Genomic DNA, 17482 nt, shown 5'->3' with positions numbered 1-17482 from the left:
CGCGGCGTCTTGACCGCCCCTCCGGCGCATGCCTATCGTGAGCGCCATGGACAGCCTTGACGCCCTCGCCGAGCTTCGCGCCCTTGCCGCACGCGTGGAAACGCTGGTCGAGCGCTGCCAGCGCCTGTCCGACGAGAACCGCAGCCTGCGCCAGCAGCAGGAACACCTGATCGGCGAGCGCTCGCAGTTGCTGACCAAGAACGAACAGGCGCGTTCGCGCGTGGAAGCGATGATCGCCCGACTGAAGTCCATGGAGCAGCACACGTGAGCGAGCCGGTCAGCGTCCGCATCCTCGACCGCGAGTACACCGTCGGCGTCGAGGCCGAGGAGCGCGACGGCCTGCTCGCCGCCGCGCGCCTGCTCGATGCGAAGATGCGCGAAGTGCGCGGCAGCAACCGCATGGCCGCGGTGGATCGCGTCGCCGTGCTCGCGGCATTGAACCTGGCGCACGAACTGCAGCAACTGCGCGACGAACAGGCGCAGCGCGAGCGCGAGATGGCGCGCACACTCGCCGATCTCAATCGCCGCCTGGACAGCGTGGTCGATACGACGCGCTGATCCGCTCGTGGCGCGGCGATCATCAACGTGAATTGCAACGCACCGAAGCACCGACGAACGGACTAGCCAAGCGCGACGACGGCGCTATACTCCACTTGCGTTCTCTGCTGTGAACGACAGCGTGTGCAAACATTCGCCTTGTCCCTTAATGACGACCACGGGGTGGCGACGGAATCGGGAGTGCAGGTCCGCCTCGTAGCGGGAAGCCCGATGATTCTCCAGCCATCCCACTTGAACCCCGGGTTCAAGGTCGTTTCGCACGCATCGTCACGGCGGAGAATGCAATTCTTCCAGGAAGCGGCGCCGCAAGGCGCCGTTTCCTTTTTGTGCGTCCGCAACCTGCGCGTCCACCACGTCGTCGTCGCCGCTGCAGCGCATGTGCGACGCGTTTTCGCGCCGACCGAAACCCGGGATACTGGTGCCCCCACCACGGAGATCCCGGATTGCCGACGCTCGCCCAGATCCTCGACCGCTTCGACCCCGCCGCGGGATTCGATGTCCCCGCCAGCTGGCGACAAGGCCGCACCGCCTTCGGCGGCCTGTCCGCGGCGCTCGCCCTGCAGGCCGCGCTGCGCACCGCACCGTCCGCGTTGCCGCCGTTGAAGTCGGCGCACATCGGCTTCGTCGGCCCGGCCGACGGCCGCTTGCGCTTCGATGCGCAGGTGTTGCGCCAGGGCAAGTCCGCCACCTCCGTGGGCGTCGATTGCCTGGCCGACGGGCAGGTCGCCCTGCGTGCGGCCTTGCTGTTCGCACAGCCGCGCGCCAGCCGCATCGCCCACGACTTCCTGCCGGCACGGCCGGCGGTGGTCGGCCCCGATGACGCGACGCCGATCGCCGACAGCCCGGTGACGCCGGCCTTCGTCGCCAATTTCGACATGCGCCTGGCCGGCGGCGCGCTGCCGATCTCCGGCGCCGCCACCCCGGAGTTGCTGGTCTGGGCGCGCCATCGCGACGCCGCCGGCGTGGACCCGGGCGTGGCCCTGGTGGCACTGGGCGACTGCCTGCCGCCAGCCGCGATGACCTGCTTCACCGCACCCGCACCGGTCAGTTCGATGACCTGGACCCTGGACTTCCCGCAGCCGGCCAGCGCCGGCGACTGGTTCCTGCTGCGCTCGGCCAGCCTGCATGCCGAGGACGGCTACTCGCTGCAGGACATGCAGATCTGGGACAGCGCCGGGCGCCTGGTGCTGTGGGGCCGGCAGACGGTGGCGCTCTACGCGTGATCGGCGCGGCGGCGCCCTGGTCAGTGCGCGCGCCGGCACCGACAATAGCGCCCTCCCTCGCCACGCCCGCCCGATGGCCGCCGACGACCGCGACTCCCTGCGCCAGGACCTGCGCGCGCGCCGCCGCGCGCTCACCGCGCCCGTACGCCTGGCCGCCGCCGATGCCTTGGCGCAGCGACTGCTGGACCTGCCGTTCGCGCCGCAGCACGGCCATGTCGGCGGCTACTGGGCGATGGACGGGGAGATCGCCCTGCACCGCTGGCAACTGTCGCTGCCGGAGGCGGTGCAGTACTGCCTGCCGGTGCTCAGCGGCGATACCCTGCGCTTTGCGCCGTGGCGCCCCGGGCAGCCGCTGCGCGCCAACCGCTACGGCATCCCCGAGCCCGACGTCGACCCGGCCACGACCCTGGCGCCGGCGCAGATGGCGCTGGTGGTGACGCCGCTGGTCGGCTTCGACACCGCCGGCGGCCGCCTGGGCATGGGAGGCGGCTGGTATGATCGCAGCTTCGCTTTCCGCCAGCGGCAGGCTCCGCCGCCCTGGCTGGTCGGGGCCGCCTTCGACGCGCAACAGGTCGCGGCCTTGCCGCTGGCGGCCTGGGACGTGGCGCTGGACGCGGTCTGCACCGAATCCCTCACTCTGTCGACCGCGCCCGATCTGCCCGCATGACCGCACGCACCCGCTATTGGCTGATGAAGTCCGAACCGGACGCCTTCTCGATCGACGACCTGCAGCGGGTCGGCACCGAACCCTGGAACGGCGTGCGCAACTACCAGGCGCGCAACTTCATGCGCGACGGCATGAAGGTCGGCGACGGCATCCTGTTCTACCACTCCAACTGCAAGGTGCCGGGCATCGTCGGCGTGGCGCGCGTGGCCAGCCAGGCCTATCCCGACGCCACCCAGTTCGACTCGTCCTCCGACTACCACGACCCCAAGGCCACCCCGGAGCAGCCGCGCTGGTACCTGGTGGACGTGGCGTTCGAGCGCAAGCTGGCGCGCACCATCGCCCTGGACGAGATCAAGCAGCACGCCGACGCGCTGGGCGAGGGCTTCCCGCTGGTCGCCCGCGGCAACCGCCTGTCGGTGTTCCCGGTCAGCGCCGCGCAGTGGAAGTTGCTGCTTTCGCTCGAGTAGCCGGGATTCGGGATTGGGGATTCGCCCGGTCCCATCCGCCGAACCGCTTTCACGAATCCCCAATCCCGAATCCCCACTCCCGAGCTCTTCCAATGTCAGAAGCCAAACGCCTTGCCGCCGAGAAAGCCATCGACTACGTCCAGGACGGGATGATCGTCGGCGTCGGCACCGGTTCCACCGTCGCCTATTTCATCGACGCGCTGGGCCGTATCGGCCACCGTATCAAGGGCGCGGTGTCCAGTTCCGAGCAGAGCACCGCGCGCCTGCGCCAGCACGGCATCGAGGTGCTGGACCTGAACCACACCGGCAACCTGTCGCTGTACGTGGACGGCGCCGACGAGTGCGATCCGAACAAGTGCCTGATCAAGGGCGGCGGCGCCGCGCTGACCCGCGAGAAGATCATCGCCGAGGCCAGCGAGCGCTTCATCTGCATCGTCGACCCGAGCAAGCAGGTGCAGACCCTGGGCAAGTTCCCGCTGCCGATCGAGGTGATCCCGATGGCGCGCAGCCTGGTCGCCCGCGAGATCCTGGCGCGCACCGGCGGCCAGCCGGTGTGGCGCGACGGCGTGGTCACCGACAACGGCAACGTGGTACTGGACGTGCACCACCTGTCGATCACCGACCCGGTGGCACTGGAGCGCGAACTGAACCAGATCCCCGGCGTGGTCTGCGTCGGCCTGTTCGCCCGCCGCCCCGCCGACGTGGTGATCGTCGGTGGCGAGCCGCCGCGCGTCTTTTGACGCGCGCTGGCACGCGCGCGGGATTGGGGATTCGGGATTGGGGATTCGTGAAAGCCGAGATCCTTGCCTTTGCGAATCCCCAATCCTGAATCCCCAATCCCCGCTCTTGACGCCACACGCACCATGCAACAAGGTGCGCGCTGTCCTCCTCTTGCCCTGGCCCCGCCCATGTCCCTCTTCCGCGCGCTTGGCGTCCTTCTCCTGCTTGCCCTCAGCGGTTGCGCCAGCGCCGGCGGCGACCATTGGGTGGAATTGGGCGGACATCGCTACGAAGTGGAACTGGCGCAGAACGATGCGACGCGCGCGCGCGGGCTGATGTTCCGCGACCAGATGGAAACCGACCACGGCATGCTGTTCATCCACGACCGCGAGGAACCGCAGGCGTACTGGATGAAGAACACCAAGATCCCGCTGGACATCCTGTACTTCGACAACCAGCGCAAGCTGGTGGCGCAGCAGCGCGACGTGCCGCCGTGCTCGGCCGGCGATGCTTGCCCGCCCTACCCGAGCAACGCGCCGGCGCGCTACGTGCTCGAACTCAACGCCGGCCAGGCCGAGCAGTTGAAGCTGCAGGACGGCACCGAACTGCGTTTCGGCCCGGGAATTCCGCAGGGCCACTGACCCGTCAACGGTGCCGGCGGCGTCGGGAAAAGGTCCCGCGACCACGGCGCTGAACCCGACACCGCTGTCGGGAACGGCCGGACTTGATCGGGCCCGGCTTTGCCGCCAGTCTTGGGCCATGGCCGCCCCATTGACATTGCCGAGCTGGAATACCCTGGCCGCTCTGGATGACGATGCCCTGCCGCTGCTGGCGACCGCACTGCTGATCGCCCGCGACGAGTATCCGGAGCTGGATGCCGCCCATTACGACACCCTGGCGCAGAGCCACGCCGACCACCTGCGGCACGAGGTGGCGACGATCGAGCAGTGGCCGCTGAAGATGGCGGCGATCAATCGCCACCTGTTCGAAGAGCTGGGCTATACCGGCAACCACGACGAGTATTACGACCCGCGCAACAGCTACATGAACCAGGTGTTCGAGCGGCGCCTGGGCAACCCGATCTCGCTGGCGCTGGTGCAGATGGAAGTGGCGCGGCGCCTGGACATCCCGCTCGACGGCGTGTCCTTCCCCGGGCATTTCCTGGTGCGCCTGCCGGTGGACGACGGCCTGCTGGTGATGGACCCGTTCAACGGCGGTCGCCCGCTGGCGGTGGAGGAACTGCGCGAGCGCGCGCGGCCGCACATGGGCGGCGAAAGCCCGGACGACCGCGCCCTGCTGCAGATCCTGGACCCGGCGCCGCACCGCGCGATCCTCGCCCGGGTCCTGCGCAACCTGCACGGCCTGTATGCCGAACGCGACGAGTGGGACCGCGCCGCACGCAGCGCCGACCGCGTCCTCAAGCTGATGCCGGACCAGCCCGAAGCCCTGCGCGACCGCGGCATGGCCTATCTGCAGATGGATTACGTGCCCGGCGCGCGCCGCGACCTGGGCCGCTACCTGCAACTGAACCCCGAGGCCACCGACGCCCTGCCGATCCGCGAACGCCTGGTGGAACTGAGCGCGCGCGCGCAGCGGATGCATTGAAGCTGGGAATGGGGAGAGGGGAATCGGGAATGGGGAAAGCGCACCCTGAGGCTCAGAGGTTGCTGATCTGATCAAGCCGTCCTAGATAACCGACCGGGTTGATCATCGAACGTCGGCGGACAGGCTCTCCCGAGTATTGGCCTTGCGATGCGACCGCCCGGCCTCGCGATGTCTGCCTGCCAGCCCTGAAACTGGCCGCCGCGTGAAGCCTGCAAGGCACGGGAGTCTCTGTCCCATTCCCGATTCCCCACTTCCCATTCCCAGCGCTCAATCCATCTCCACCATCTCGAAATCGTCCTTGGTCACGCCGCAGTCCGGGCAGGTCCAGGTGTCGGGCACGTCGTTCCAGCGGGTGCCGGGGGCGATGCCTTCTTCCGGCAGGCCGTCGGCCTCGTTGTAGATGAACCCGCAGACGACGCACATCCAGGTGCGATAAGTGGTGGCGGTGGCGTCGCTCATTGGATAATCGCAGGTCACAGTCGGACGGAACGGCATTGTCCCATCGCCGTCGACGCATCGGAAGGCTTGGCCATGAACGCATCCCCGGCGCCGCGCGGCGTGTACCTGATCACTCCCGACGACGCCGACGGCGCGCGTCTGCTGGCGCGGGTGGCGCCGCTGCTGGACCAGGGCGTGACCTGGCTGCAGTACCGCAACAAGCGCGCCGACGCGGCGCAGCGGCGCGACCAGGCCGTGGCGCTGCAGACGCTGTGCGCCCAGGCCGGCGTGCCGCTGATCGTCAACGACGACGTGGCCCTGGCGCAGGCGGTGGGCGCCGCCGGCGTGCATCTGGGCGAGGACGACGGCGACCTCGCTGCCGCGCGCGCCATGCTCGGACCGCAGGCGCTGATCGGCGCCTCCTGTTACGACGACCTGGCCCTAGCCCGCAGCGCCGCGGCGGCCGGCGCCAGCTACGTCGCCTTCGGCGCGTTCTTCCCCACCCGCAGCAAGGTCACCACGCGCCGCGCCGCGCCCGACCTGTTGCAAAAGGCTGCAGCGCTGGGCCTGCCGCGCGTGGCGATCGGCGGCCTCACCCCGGACAACGCGCGACCGCTGGTCGCGGCCGGCGCCGACCTGCTGGCGGTGATCAGCGGCGTGTTCGATGCGCCCGATCCACGCGAGGCGCTGGCTGCGTACCGTGCCTGTTTCGACTAAGGCGATAGCGCCTTTCCTTCTCCCTGCGGGACCATGGCCCCCTTCTCGGGGGAAGGCGCTCCGTAGGGGCGGATGAGAGTCCGGGCGCAGCCTCGTGCACCCAAACACCGCGCGTCGCTGCGCGCCGGACCCTCACCCCAACCCCTCTCCCGGTGGGAGAGGGGCTCAGCGCTTCCCTTCTCCCCTCGGGAGAAGGTGCCCCGCAGGGGCGGATGAGGGTACGGGCGCAGCCTCGTGCACCCAAACACCGCGCGTCGCTGCGCGCCGGACCCTCACCCCAACCCCTCTCCCGGTGGGAGAGGGGCTCAGCGCCTTCCCTTCTCCCACCGGGAGAAGGTGCCCCGCAGGGGCGGATGAGGGTACGGCGCAACCGCGTGCACCCCGCTCAGAAGTCGTAGCTCAGCGTCACCCGTGCCGAGCGCGGCGCCTGGTACGCCACCGCCTGGTTCCATAGCGGGTTGACTTCGCCTGGGTTCAACTCGGAGAACGGATAGACGTTGACCGCCGTCTGCCGGTTGGTGACGTTGAACACGTCCAGGCTCAGCGCCAGCCTGCCGGCGGCGAACTTCGGTTTGTAGCTCACGCCCAGGTCGAGTTGCGCCACCCAGCCCAGGGTGCCGTGCGAGCCCGGCGGCGACGGCTCGCCGGTGCCGGTGCTGGGGTTGTAGCAGAAGTGGTAGGGGCCGCCGGTGACGCTGGGATTGGCGTAGCCGGCCGGATCGCGGTCGCCGGCGTCGTAGTTGTCGCCGTAGTAATAGCCCAGGCAGGGGCGCGGCGCGCCGGAAATCAGGCTCAGGTTGGCCGAGGTGCCCCACTCCTCGGTCAGCTGGTAGAACCCATAGGCCTTCAACTGGTGGCGGCGGTCGTTGGACTGGTTGCCGTTGAAGTGCTCCATCAGCGCCGCATGGTCCCAGCTCTGCGTGGTCGAGGTCGCCGCCTGGCCCTGGTAGCTGCCCAGCGCGCCGCCGGTCCGCCACAGGTCCGAGCGCAGCTGGCCCTCGGTGGTGCCATAGCTGTGCGACCACACGTAGCTCATCTTGGTATACCAGCGGCCGTCGAACGGACGTTCCAGGTTGAACTCCAGCGCCGAATAGCGGCGCTTGAACTCGGGATAGCCGCCCTGCTCGCGGGTCACGGTCAGGGCGTGGATCTGGCCGTCCGTGCCGATCACCCGGTAGGTGTTGGTCTTGCCCGGGTTGACCAGCGCCGCGCTGGCGTTCTTGGTCCAGTCGATGTCCACGCCCGCCGCCGCGGCCGCGGCCAGCAGGCCGGCATTGGAGTTGTCGAGGTTGGTGTCGTCGATGCCGTCGTTGAGCCGGCGATGCACACCGCGCACGCCGAGCACCCAGTCGTGGGGCAGCAGCTTGCTGAAGCCGAGGATGAGTTCGTCCTGGTTCTCGCCCTTGATGTCCTCGACGACCGCCGTGCGCACGTCGGCGAGCCGGCCAAAACGCGAGTTGGCCGAGACCGGCGGGGCCAGTTGCCGGGCCAGGATCGGCGTGCCGTCGGCATTGATACCGCTGTAGGTGTAGTAGGTGCTGGTGGACACCGCCGGGGTGAACAGGCCGGCCGGCGACAGCGGCAGGCCGAGGTAGTAGCGGCCGAGGTTGCCGTAGACCTTGAGGCTGGAATCGCCGTTGACGTCCCAGCTGAAGCCCAGCCGCGGCGCCCACTGGTTCTTCAGCGCGATGTAGGCCTGGCCGAATGGGGTGTAGTTGGTGAAGCTGTCGTTGCGCACGCCCAGCGAGAGCAAGAGCGTGTCGGTCGCCTGCCAGTGGTCTTCGATGTAGTAGGCGGTCTGCTTGGCGTCGTAGGAATACAGGTTGGTGGCGATGTCCTTGGTGACGTAGTAGCCGGTGCTGCCGTAGGTGGGATCGGCCAGGCCGGGGCTGGGTACGCCGATGCTGCCGTCCTCGGCGACCGAGCCGCTGACCAGGCCGCCGCTGTTGCGCCCGAACGGATCCGGGGTGTAGCCGTAGGTCCAGGCATAGCCGGGGCCGGAACTGTACGAGCCGATGTTGATCGCCTCGCTCTTCTGGTTGTCGATGCCGACGTCGACGCTGTGTTCGCCGAGGCGCCAGTTGATGTTCAGGCGCAGGTTGTCCTTCTTGTATTCGCGGCCCGGATCGGTGATCGAGCTGACCGTCTGCGCGTTGCCGATCGGAGTGCCGCCGGTGTAGGCCGGATTCTGGTTGGAGACGCTGTTGAGGAACGGGCCGTTGCCGGCGTCGTAGCCGATGGCGGTGAGCTTGTTGGGCAGGCGCTCCTTGCCGTACAGCGCGGTCAGGGTGACGTTGTCGCCGAAGTAGCCGGTGTACTTGCCCAGCAACAGGGTCGGGCCGAAAGTGTTCTTGGCTTCGCGGCCCTTGTAGCTGCCCACCTCGCGATCGACGTAGTCGTAGCGGTAGATGCTGCCGTTGGTGCGCGCCTTGTCCTCCGCGCCGGTGAATTCCAGCAGGTGGTTGTCGCTGATCTGCCAGTCGATCTTGGCGTAGGCACGGGTCTGCTTGTAGTCGTAGCGGGTCCACGGCGAACCGGAGATGCCGCCGGAGGTGACCCGCGCGTCGGCGACGCGGGTGCCGCTGGAATCGACCTGCTCCAGGGCCAGGAAGAAGAACAGGCGATCGCGGACCAGCGGGCCGCCGAGATAGGCGCTGTAGGTGGTCTGGTCGGCGCTGGTCTCGCTCAGCGGCTGGTAGTTGCCGGCGGTGTACTTGGCGTTGCGCGGATCCCAGTAGACGCTGTCCTTGCGGAAGTACAGGTCGCGCTGCCTGGCGCTGAGGCTGTCCGGCTGCCAGATCACCGCCGCGCCGAAGTGCCAGTCGTTGCTGCCGCGCTTGCCGACCTGGCTGATCACGCCGCCGTTGGAGCGGCCGTACTGCGCGCCATAGCCGCCGGTGAAGATTTCCTGCTGGTCGATCGCGCCGTACGGCAGGGTCAGCCCGCCGAGGCTGCTGGCCGGGTCGGTGGTGTTGAAGCCGTTGAGGTAATAGGCGTTCTCGCTGGCCGCCGAGCCGCCGAAGCTGGCCAGCGAACCGCCGAGGGGGCCGTTGTCGTAGCCGCCGCTGTTGTTGACCACGCCCGGCGCCAGCAAGGCGATGGCCTCGGCGCTGCGGCCCAGCGGCAGCACCGCCAGCTGCTCGGCGGTGATCACGGTGCGGCTGTCGACGCTGGCCACGTCGATCCGGGCCACGTTGCCGGCCACCACGTTGACCGCGTCCAGCGTCTGCGCCGGGCCGCCGAAGCCGACCTCGGTGCCGGCGCCGACCACCAGGCTGATGTTCTCGCGCGTCTCCACCACCTTGCCGTCGCGCTTGAGCGAGACCGTGTAGGTGCCCAGCGGCAGGTTGCCCTGCGCGTAGCGGCCGCGTTCGTCCACCTTCACCTCGCGGCTGAAGCCGCTGGTGTTGGTGATCAACACGCTGCTCTCGCCCGGCCCCGGCGGCACGCTGCCGACGATGCTGCCGGTGGTGGACTGCGCTTGGACATGGCCGCCGGCAAGCGCCAGCGCGAGCGCCAAGGCGCTCCTGCGGATCGTACGATGCATGCTCTCTCCCGAAGACGAACAGCGTTGGCACGCCAACGCCACTGCAGACGCACCGCCGGATGGCGATCCCCACGCCTGCGCTGGACACTCCGCCCATTGCATGCCCCGATGCCCATCGGCAATCGGGTCATGCGCCCCTGGACGTTCCGATCCTAGGCAGCGGATCGCAGCGCGGCGCCGGCCGCGACGGGTAGGTGGCGCCTGGCCGGGTAGGCGACATGGCGCAGGCCGGCGGCAGCCGCGACAATAGACGGCCTCGCTCCGCGCCCGGCCGGTCGGCCCGGCCAGCATCGCCAAGGATTTCCGCTCATGACCCATTCCCGCTCGCACGCCCTGTTCGCCCAAGCGCAATCGCTGATTCCCGGTGGCGTCAATTCGCCGGTGCGCGCCTTCAAGTCGGTCGGCGGCGAGCCGTTCTTCGTGCAGCGCGCCGATGGCCCGTACCTGTACGACGTCGACGGCAACCGCTACATCGACTACGTCGGCTCGTGGGGGCCGATGATCGCCGGGCACAACCACCCGGCGGTGCGCGAGGCGGTGCAGCGCGCGATCGGCGATGGGCTGTCCTTCGGCGCGCCCTGCCCGGCCGAGGTCACGATGGCGCAGACCATCACCCGGCTGGTGCCGTCCTGCGAGATGGTGCGCATGGTCAACTCCGGCACCGAGGCCACGCTGTCGGCGGTGCGGCTGGCGCGCGGCGCCACCGGGCGCAACCGCATCGTCAAGTTCGAGGGCTGCTACCACGGCCACGGCGATTCGTTCCTGGTCAAGGCCGGGAGCGGCATGCTGACCCTGGGCGTGCCGACCTCGCCGGGCGTACCGGCAGGCCTGAGCGAACTCACCGCCACCCTGGCCTACAACGATGCCGAGGGCGCCACTGCGCTGTTCGAGGAGATCGGCCACGAGATCGCCGCGGTCATCATCGAGCCGGTGGTCGGCAACGCCAACTGCATTCCGCCGCGCCCGGGCTATCTGCAGCACCTGCGCGACCTGTGCACGCAGCACGGTGCGCTGCTGATCTTCGACGAGGTGATGACCGGCTTCCGCGTCGCCCTGGGCGGCGCGCAGGCGCACTACGGGGTGACGCCCGACCTGACCACCTTCGGCAAGATCATCGGCGGCGGCATGCCGGTGGGCGCCTATGGCGGGCGCGCCGAGCTGATGCGGCAGGTGGCGCCGTCCGGGCCGATCTACCAGGCCGGCACGCTCAGCGGCAATCCGGTGGCGATGGCCGCGGGGCTGGCGATGCTGGAGCTGATCCAGGCACCGGGCTTCCACCAGCGCCTGGACGCGGCCACCGCGCAGCTGTGCGCCGGCCTGGAAGCCGCTGCGGCGGCGGCCGGCGTGGCGGTCACCACCAACCAGGTCGGGGCGATGTTCGGGCTGTTCTTCACCACCGAGAAGGTGGAGACCTATGCGCAGGCCACCGCCTGCGACACCGCCGCGTTCAACCGCTTCTTCCACGCGATGCTGGAGCGCGGCGTGTTCCTGGCGCCCTCGGCGTACGAGGCCGGTTTCGTGTCCAGCGCCCACGACGATGCCGTGCTGGAGGCCACCCTGGCCGCGGCGCGGGAGGCGTTCGCGGTGGTCGCCGCCGGCTGAACGCACGCCGCGCCGCGGTGCGCGGCTTTGCTTTTGTGGCGTCGCTGGCATAAGTTCACCAGACAACGCCAGCGGACGGCGCCAGGGTGGGGACCCGTGGAACCTACGCGGCGAAGACCGTTCCGCGCTCCGCGCGGCACGGTGGCGCGCGTGCGGTTCCGTCCCGTCGACCGAACCGCCGGAGGGCGCAAGGGCGACCGCTGCAGACGACACCACTGGCGACATGCTCAAGCCCGTGACGCTGTTGAACCCGCGCCCTCCCGCGTCCTCGCACGACGGCGCTGCCGTGCCCGACTGGGTGCTGGCCGACAAGCTCGCGCCACCGCGCGCACGCGTGGCCACGGTGCCGCGCGAGGCCTTGCTGCAGCACCTGGACCGCGCCGCCGAACTGCCGCTGACCGTGTTGCTGGCGCCGCCCGGATTCGGCAAGACCACCCTGCTCGGGCAATGGCACCAACGCCTGCGCGAGCGCGGCGATGCCGCGGTGGCGTGGCTGTCGCTGGACGAGGACGATGCCGACCCGGGGCGCTTCCTCGCCTACCTGGCGTTGGCCGCGCGCGAGGCCGGGATCGAACTCGGCGCGCCGCTGCAGGCCGCGCTGCAGCAGCAGGGCCAGGACCTGGACGTGGCCGCCACCGTGCCGGGCCTGATCCGTGCGATCCGCGCCGCGCCGCGGCGCCTGCGGGTCATCCTCGACGACTACGACCGCAGCCAGGCCGGCGCGCTCGACGAGGTGGTGACGCGACTGGTCGAACATGCCGGCGGCCAGTTGCACCTGCTGCTGGCGACGCGGCGCGCGCCGGCGCTGCCGCTGGCGCGCTGGGCGCTGCAAGGGCAGTTGGAACGCATCGGCGCGCGCGAGCTGGCCCTGGACGAGGCGGAGACGGCGGCGCTGCTGGGGCCGCAGGTGCCGATGACGATGGCCTGCCAGTTGCGCCGCCAGACCGAGGGCTGGGCGGTTGCGCTGCAGCTGGCCGGGCTATGGCTGGGCGGCGACGAGCGCCGCCGCGACGACCTGGGCCGTTTCTCCGGACGCACCGCCGAGCTGGCGGCGTACCTGGCCGAGCAGGTGCTCAACGACCTGGATCCGGCATTGCGCGCGCTGTTGCTGCAGCTCTCGCCGCTGGAACGGTTCAATGCCGCGCTCGCCGACGCGGTGCGCGAGCGCGACGACAGCGGCCGCCTGCTGGAACGGCTGGCGCACTTCCAGGGCCTACTGGTGGCGCTGGACGGCGAGCACGAATGGTTCCGCTTCCATCCGCTGTTCGCCGACTACCTGTCCCAGCAGCTGGAGCGCGAGACGCCCGGGCTGGCGCCGCAGCTGCACCGGCGCGCCGCGCAGTGGTTCGACGCGCACGGGCAGTTGCCCGAGGCGGTGCGCCACGCCGTGCGCGGCGGCGCGATCGACAGCGCCGCCGACTGCATCGCCCGCGCCGGCACCTGGCAGTTGCTGCTGCGCCACGGCACCGCACCAGTGCGCGCGCTGCTGCGCCGCTTCCCGCGCCAGTGCATCGGTGAGCGACCGGCGCTGGCCCTGACCCAGGCCTACCTGCACATGAAGCTGGGCGAGTTCGCGCATGCGCAGACCCTGCTGGAACGGTTCCGCGATTTCCCCGAGCAGGCGCGCGCGCCGTTCGAGCGCGACTACACGGTGGTGGTGGCGTTGCTGCGCGACCTGCTCGACCAGGTCTGCGCCAACCGGCGCGGATTGGCGCAGATCGCCGCACAGGCCGCCGCGCTGGACGAGGACGACAGCCTGGGCCGCGGCACCCTGTGGTGCATCTGCGCCACCACCGCGCTGGGCCGCGCCGATTTCGCCGGCGCCGAACGCTATGCGCAGTTGGCCGGCACGGCGATGCACGCCAGCGGCAGCGAGGTCGGCGTCAGCTACGCGCTGACCCACCTGGCGCAAAGCCACTTCTACCGCGGCCAACTGGACCGAGCCGAGGCCACCTGCCGCCAGGCGCTGGCCATCGCCCAGCGCCAGCAGCAGTTCGATCCGACCCTGCAGGCGGTCGGCCAGTGCCTGCTGGCGCAGTTGCAATGCGAACACGGCCGCTACGATGCGGCTGCCGACTGCCTGCAGCCGGCGCTGGAGTTCCTCGAGCAGCACGACGGCTGGCTGGACGTGTACGCCGCCGGCTACGAGACCGCGCTGGTGCTGGCGCGGCAGCACGACCGCAGCGGCCGCGCCGCACTGGACCTGCTCGACCACGTCGACCGGATCGCGCACGCCCGGCACCTGGGCCGGCTCGCCGACCTGGCGCTGGCCTGGCGGCTGCACGTGCTGCTCGACCAGCCGCCGTCGCCGGCGCTCGACCTGCTGATCGCGCGCGCCAGCGGCGAGGCGCGCTTCACGCACGCGCTGGCTCAGCCGCAGGATTGGCGCTTCCTGACCGCGCTGGGATTCGCCCTGGCCCGCTGGCATCGCCTGGGCGGCCGCACCCGCGCCGCGCTGGCGGTGCTGCAGGGCGTCGAAGCGCGCTGCGTGGCCGCCGACAATCAGACGCACCTGGCCCGCGCCCGCGCACGCATCGCACTGGTGCTGCACGACCGCGGCGAGTCCGACGCCGCCCTGCCCTACCTGCGCCACGCGCTGCAGCACGTGGCCAGCACCCAGGCCTGGCAGTGCCTGCTGGAGCTGGGCGTGCCGGGCAAGGCGCTGCTGCGCATGGCGCGCCAGCAGGACCCGCAGGCAGCGCCCAACACCACGCTGGCGATGACCATCCAGGCCTTGCTCGACAAACTGCGGCACGACCAGGACAACGGCGCCGAACTGTTCAGCGAGCGCGAACTGGAGGTGCTGGCGCTGCTCGCGCAGGGCGCCGCGAACAAGCAGATCGCGCGGCGCCTGGCGCTATCGGAGAACACAGTCAAGTTCCACCTGAAGAACCTGTACCGCAAACTGGACGCCGGCACCCGCGAAGCCGCGCTGGCCAGCGCGCTGCAACGCGGCCTGCTGCAGCGCATGACGCCGGATGCCGTATCGGAGTGACTGCCGCGGTGCGATCCGCACCGTCGGCGTCTTCGTGGATGCCGTCGGCGCTTCCGCAGGCCGCCGCCTGCGGAACCCGCATGCCGGCACGACGCCGCAGCGGGATCGCTGGGCGCAGACCGACGCGCGGCGCCGCTCAGCCGAACACGAACTTGCCCTTCATCACCGCCCAGTGCCCCGGGAACGAACAGAAGAAGGTGTAATCGCCGCCCTTGCTGAGCTTGGCGGTGGAGAACTTCACCGTATCCGACTGCCCCGCGCCGATCACCTTGGTGTGGGCGATGATCCGCGGATCGTTCTTCGGCAGGTAATTGTCGGCCAGGCTGGAACTGGTGCCGGCATTGGCCACCGCCTGGAAGTCCGCGGTCTTGGTCAGCACCCAGTTGTGGCCCATCACCGCGGCGGCGAGCTTGCCGCTGTGCTTGAGCGTCACCGCCACTTCGGTGCAGTCGGCGGCCACCTTGATCTGCTGCTGGTCGAAGGACATCTGGTCGGTGCCGGTGATGGTCACCGCGCAGGTCTTGGCCCAGGCCGCCGGCGCGAACGCGAGCGTGGCGAGGACCAGCAAGAGAGACAACGGTTTCGCTTTCAAGACGGACTCCTTGGCAATGGGAACGGCACCAGCGCACGCACGTCGCCAGCATGCGCTGCGCGCGCGGCGGCGCCGCCACGACTGTCTGCCTTTGCGCAAATGGTTGTCAACGACAAGCCCTCGTGCACTGCAACATCCGGCGCAAGCAACGCTAGGCGTTGCGGAAGAATCCATGCAACGGATCGTGCGCCGCCAGCGGCGGCGGCACCGGCAGCGGTCCGCGCTTGCCCGCGGCCACCTGCGCGAACGCCTGCTTGAACCGCGCCATCTCCGCGACGGTGCCGACGGTGATGCGCGAGCGCTCCGGCCACAGCGTCCAACTGCGTCCGACGAAGACGCCATAGGTCGCCATCGCGTCCATGAACTCTTTCGCCGGGCGCTTCACGTCGACCATGAAGCAGTTGCTTTCCGAGGCGGTGCAGGCGTAGCCCTGCGCGTCGAGCCAGCGCACCACGTCGCCGCGGATGGCGCTGTTGAGCGCGCGCCGCTGCGGCACCAGCGCCGGATCGCGCAGGCTGGCCAGGCCGGCGGCGACCGCGGTCACCGGCAGGCTGTTGACGCTGTAGAACTTGAGCCTGGCCAGCAGTTCCGGGCGCGCCACCGCATAGCCCAGGCGGATGCCGGCCATGCCATAGAGCTTGGAGAAGGTCCGCAGCACGATCACATCGTCGCCGGCGGCGACGCGGTCGACCATGCTGCTGGCGCTGTCGGAGAAATGCAGGTACGCCTCGTCGACCACCAGCACGCTGCCCTTGGGCTTGTGCGCCAGCGCGTAGTCCAGATCCTTGCGTGGGGTGACCGAGCCGGTGGGATTGTTGGGATTGCAGAGGTAGATCACCCCGGCATGGGCGTCGGCGGCGCACATCGCCTGCACGTCGTGCGCATCGTCCTTGCGCAGCGGCACCTTGATCACCTTGGCGCCGTTGCGTGCGGCGGCGCGCCAGCCGGATTCGTAGGTGGGATCGGCGGTGACCAGCGACGCGCCGGGCGAGGTGAACGCCAGCATGGCGTAGTCCAGCGGCTCGGTGGAACCGGCGTAGGCCATCAGGTGGTCCATCCCCACCCCGAGCTGGGTGGCGAGGGTCTGCAGCAACTCCAGTTGCAGTTCGCCCAGGTAGCGGCCGCCGCTGGACGCGATCGCGGCGATCGCGCGCTGCGCTGCCGGCGAGGGACCGCCGGGGTACTCGTTGGCGTTGATCAGTACCGGCGCCAGCTCGGTGCCGGCCGCCAGCGCCGCGGCGGGCGCGGCCTGCGCCAGCCACGGCGTGCCGAGACCGGCCGCGGCGACCAGCGCCGATTGCTGGAGGAACCTGCGGCGCGAGGGCGACGACTGCTGCATGAGGAACTCCTAGCAGGAAGGTGGCGAAGGCACTACGGACGCACCGCGACCACTTCGATCTCGATGCGATACAGCGGATTGCCCAGCGCGGCGATCTGGAACGCCGAGCGCGCCGGCAGGTTGGGCTGCTCGGGGGTGCCGAAGAACTGCCGGTAGCCCTCCATGAAACCGGCGAAATCCATCTTCCCGCCCAATGCCGGGTCGCCGACCAGGAACGCCTGCATCTTGACCACGTCGCGCATGCCCAGGCCCATGCCTTCCAGCTGCGCCTTGATCTGCGACAGCACGCTGACCGTCTGCGCCTTGGTGTCGCCATAGGTGGCGGGCGTGTCCTTGGGCGCGTCCGGAGCGATCGGCCGCGGCACCGCGCCGCTGAGATAGACCGTGGTCTTGCCGGCCGGGATCTCCACCGCCGCGGAGATCGGGAAATCGCTGTTGGGAATCTTGTGCCGCACGACCTCGGCGGCGCCGGCCAGCGTGGGCAGCCACAGCGCGGCGCACAGGCCGGCACGGAGCGAACGGGAAACGACACGATGGCGCATGCGGAACTCCTTGCGATCGGAACGGAACGGAAAGGGAAGCGAGGCGGCTCAGTGCCGCAGCGCGTGCACGTCCTCGGCGCTGAGGCGGCCGGGATAGTCGTTGCCGAACTGGCTGCGCACGTAGTGCACTACCTCGGCGACCTGCCGGTCGTTGAGCGTGTCGGCGAAGCCGGGCATGCCGCCGCGGCCGTCGAGCACCATCATCGCCACGTAGGGCGCGGCGGCCACCTTGGGATTGCCGGCCAGCGCCGGATACTCGCCGCCACCGCGCGCGCCCTGCCCGCCCGGCATGTGGCAGCTCTGGCAGATCGCCGCGTACACGGTGGCGCCCGAGGTGGTGGTGAACTCGGCCTGCGGGTACAGCGGGGTGGCATCGGAACTCTGCGCCACGGCCGGGCCGATCCCCGGCGGCAGCATCAGCGCGACGAGCGCGACGGCGATCGCCGCGGCGAGCATCCAGGAACGATCCG

Annotated in this window: 17 protein-coding genes and 1 other RNA gene; 12 read left to right on the top strand and 6 right to left on the bottom strand. The window is 70.0% G+C overall.

Annotated features, from left to right (window positions below; translation table 11 throughout):
* The first annotated feature begins 46 nt into the window (after positions 1 to 46).
* The 9 genes from RAB71_RS05775 (at position 47) to RAB71_RS05735 (ending at position 5240) form a co-directional block, all read left to right on the top strand.
* Positions 47 to 268 carry a TIGR02449 family protein gene (locus tag RAB71_RS05775; protein ID WP_010342807.1) on the top strand — a complete coding sequence of 74 codons (222 nt, stop codon included), beginning with the start codon at positions 47 to 49 and terminating at the stop codon, positions 266 to 268.
* Complete coding sequence (locus RAB71_RS05770; RefSeq protein ID WP_010342806.1) at positions 265 to 558, top strand: cell division protein ZapA; 294 nt, start codon at positions 265 to 267, stop codon at positions 556 to 558. The genes RAB71_RS05775 and RAB71_RS05770 overlap by 4 nt, the downstream gene beginning before the upstream one ends.
* A 98-nt stretch (positions 559 to 656) precedes the next feature.
* Positions 657 to 841: non-coding RNA, 6S RNA (gene ssrS, locus RAB71_RS05765), on the top strand.
* 160 nt (positions 842 to 1001) lie between these two features.
* A complete protein-coding gene (locus tag RAB71_RS05760) occupies positions 1002 to 1781 on the top strand; it encodes a thioesterase family protein (RefSeq protein ID WP_010342805.1) in 780 nt (259 codons plus the stop codon).
* Positions 1782 to 1854: 73 nt separating this feature from the next.
* Positions 1855 to 2448, top strand: a complete 594-nt coding sequence (locus RAB71_RS05755; protein ID WP_010342804.1) for a 5-formyltetrahydrofolate cyclo-ligase — start codon at positions 1855 to 1857, stop codon at positions 2446 to 2448.
* Positions 2445 to 2915 (top strand): EVE domain-containing protein, encoded by a 471-nt coding sequence (locus RAB71_RS05750; RefSeq protein ID WP_010342803.1) that lies wholly within the window; start codon positions 2445 to 2447, stop codon positions 2913 to 2915. Before RAB71_RS05755 ends, RAB71_RS05750 begins: the two co-directional genes overlap by 4 nt.
* Positions 2916 to 3007: 92 nt before the next feature.
* Positions 3008 to 3655, top strand: coding sequence for a ribose-5-phosphate isomerase RpiA (rpiA, locus tag RAB71_RS05745; RefSeq protein WP_010342802.1), 648 nt, complete (start codon positions 3008 to 3010; stop codon positions 3653 to 3655).
* 168 nt (positions 3656 to 3823) lie between these two features.
* The gene (locus RAB71_RS05740; protein WP_029562067.1) at positions 3824 to 4276 is read left to right on the top strand and encodes a DUF192 domain-containing protein; all 453 of its coding nucleotides are present in this window, start codon (positions 3824 to 3826) and stop codon (positions 4274 to 4276) included.
* Between the two features lie 118 nt (positions 4277 to 4394).
* Positions 4395 to 5240: a SirB1 family protein gene (locus RAB71_RS05735; RefSeq protein WP_010342800.1), complete on the top strand. Its 846-nt coding sequence runs from the start codon at positions 4395 to 4397 to the stop codon at positions 5238 to 5240.
* Between the two features lie 267 nt (positions 5241 to 5507).
* Here the strand turns inward: RAB71_RS05735 and RAB71_RS05730 are convergent, their stop codons facing one another.
* Positions 5508 to 5699: a rubredoxin gene (locus RAB71_RS05730; RefSeq protein ID WP_040901878.1), complete on the bottom strand. Its 192-nt coding sequence runs from the start codon at positions 5697 to 5699 to the stop codon at positions 5508 to 5510.
* Between the two features lie 72 nt (positions 5700 to 5771).
* Between RAB71_RS05730 and thiE the strand changes: the two genes are divergently transcribed.
* The gene (gene thiE, locus RAB71_RS05725) at positions 5772 to 6395 is read left to right on the top strand and encodes a thiamine phosphate synthase (RefSeq protein ID WP_010342798.1); all 624 of its coding nucleotides are present in this window, start codon (positions 5772 to 5774) and stop codon (positions 6393 to 6395) included.
* A gap of 385 nt (positions 6396 to 6780) precedes the next feature.
* Here the strand turns inward: thiE and RAB71_RS05720 are convergent, their stop codons facing one another.
* Positions 6781 to 9942: a TonB-dependent receptor domain-containing protein gene (locus RAB71_RS05720; protein WP_029562065.1), complete on the bottom strand. Its 3162-nt coding sequence runs from the start codon at positions 9940 to 9942 to the stop codon at positions 6781 to 6783.
* Between the two features lie 309 nt (positions 9943 to 10251).
* On the opposite strand from RAB71_RS05720, the gene hemL reads away from it, so the two are divergent.
* Entirely contained in the window at positions 10252 to 11544 is a 1293-nt protein-coding gene (gene hemL / locus RAB71_RS05715; RefSeq protein WP_010342796.1) for a glutamate-1-semialdehyde 2,1-aminomutase, read from the top strand.
* Positions 11545 to 11767: 223 nt separating this feature from the next.
* Positions 11768 to 14539 carry a LuxR C-terminal-related transcriptional regulator gene (locus RAB71_RS05710; protein WP_010342795.1) on the top strand — a complete coding sequence of 924 codons (2772 nt, stop codon included), beginning with the start codon at positions 11768 to 11770 and terminating at the stop codon, positions 14537 to 14539.
* A gap of 136 nt (positions 14540 to 14675) precedes the next feature.
* Here the strand turns inward: RAB71_RS05710 and azu are convergent, their stop codons facing one another.
* From azu to RAB71_RS05690, 4 genes are all read right to left on the bottom strand, one after another.
* Positions 14676 to 15116, bottom strand: coding sequence for an azurin (gene azu / locus RAB71_RS05705; RefSeq protein ID WP_050946571.1), 441 nt, complete (start codon positions 15114 to 15116; stop codon positions 14676 to 14678).
* Between the two features lie 166 nt (positions 15117 to 15282).
* The gene (locus RAB71_RS05700; protein ID WP_010342793.1) at positions 15283 to 16470 is read right to left on the bottom strand and encodes a pyridoxal phosphate-dependent aminotransferase; all 1188 of its coding nucleotides are present in this window, start codon (positions 16468 to 16470) and stop codon (positions 15283 to 15285) included.
* A 32-nt stretch (positions 16471 to 16502) separates the two neighbouring features.
* Positions 16503 to 17012 carry a RidA family protein gene (locus tag RAB71_RS05695; RefSeq protein ID WP_010342792.1) on the bottom strand — a complete coding sequence of 170 codons (510 nt, stop codon included), beginning with the start codon at positions 17010 to 17012 and terminating at the stop codon, positions 16503 to 16505.
* A gap of 48 nt (positions 17013 to 17060) precedes the next feature.
* Complete coding sequence (locus tag RAB71_RS05690; protein ID WP_029562063.1) at positions 17061 to 17468, bottom strand: cytochrome c; 408 nt, start codon at positions 17466 to 17468, stop codon at positions 17061 to 17063.
* Between the last annotated feature and the right edge of the window lie 14 nt (positions 17469 to 17482).

Source organism: Xanthomonas sacchari (assembly GCF_040529065.1).
Lineage (GTDB): Bacteria > Pseudomonadota > Gammaproteobacteria > Xanthomonadales > Xanthomonadaceae > Xanthomonas_A > Xanthomonas_A sacchari.
The sequence above is the reverse complement of the archived record's forward strand: the minus strand, read 5'-3'. Positions and strand labels throughout refer to the sequence as shown.

Coding starts and splice junctions, on each gene's coding strand:
- RAB71_RS05775 (WP_010342807.1), top strand. CDS start 47: ATGGACAGCCTTGACGCCCTCGCCGAGCTTCGCGCCCTTGCCGCACGC.
- RAB71_RS05755 (WP_010342804.1), top strand. CDS start 1,855: ATGGCCGCCGACGACCGCGACTCCCTGCGCCAGGACCTGCGCGCGCGC.
- RAB71_RS05750 (WP_010342803.1), top strand. CDS start 2,445: ATGACCGCACGCACCCGCTATTGGCTGATGAAGTCCGAACCGGACGCC.
- rpiA (WP_010342802.1), top strand. CDS start 3,008: ATGTCAGAAGCCAAACGCCTTGCCGCCGAGAAAGCCATCGACTACGTC.
- RAB71_RS05740 (WP_029562067.1), top strand. CDS start 3,824: ATGTCCCTCTTCCGCGCGCTTGGCGTCCTTCTCCTGCTTGCCCTCAGC.
- RAB71_RS05735 (WP_010342800.1), top strand. CDS start 4,395: ATGGCCGCCCCATTGACATTGCCGAGCTGGAATACCCTGGCCGCTCTG.
- RAB71_RS05730 (WP_040901878.1), bottom strand. CDS start 5,699: ATGAGCGACGCCACCGCCACCACTTATCGCACCTGGATGTGCGTCGTC.
- thiE (WP_010342798.1), top strand. CDS start 5,772: ATGAACGCATCCCCGGCGCCGCGCGGCGTGTACCTGATCACTCCCGAC.
- RAB71_RS05720 (WP_029562065.1), bottom strand. CDS start 9,942: ATGCATCGTACGATCCGCAGGAGCGCCTTGGCGCTCGCGCTGGCGCTT.
- hemL (WP_010342796.1), top strand. CDS start 10,252: ATGACCCATTCCCGCTCGCACGCCCTGTTCGCCCAAGCGCAATCGCTG.
- RAB71_RS05710 (WP_010342795.1), top strand. CDS start 11,768: ATGCTCAAGCCCGTGACGCTGTTGAACCCGCGCCCTCCCGCGTCCTCG.
- RAB71_RS05700 (WP_010342793.1), bottom strand. CDS start 16,470: ATGCAGCAGTCGTCGCCCTCGCGCCGCAGGTTCCTCCAGCAATCGGCG.
- RAB71_RS05695 (WP_010342792.1), bottom strand. CDS start 17,012: ATGCGCCATCGTGTCGTTTCCCGTTCGCTCCGTGCCGGCCTGTGCGCC.
- RAB71_RS05690 (WP_029562063.1), bottom strand. CDS start 17,468: ATGCTCGCCGCGGCGATCGCCGTCGCGCTCGTCGCGCTGATGCTGCCG.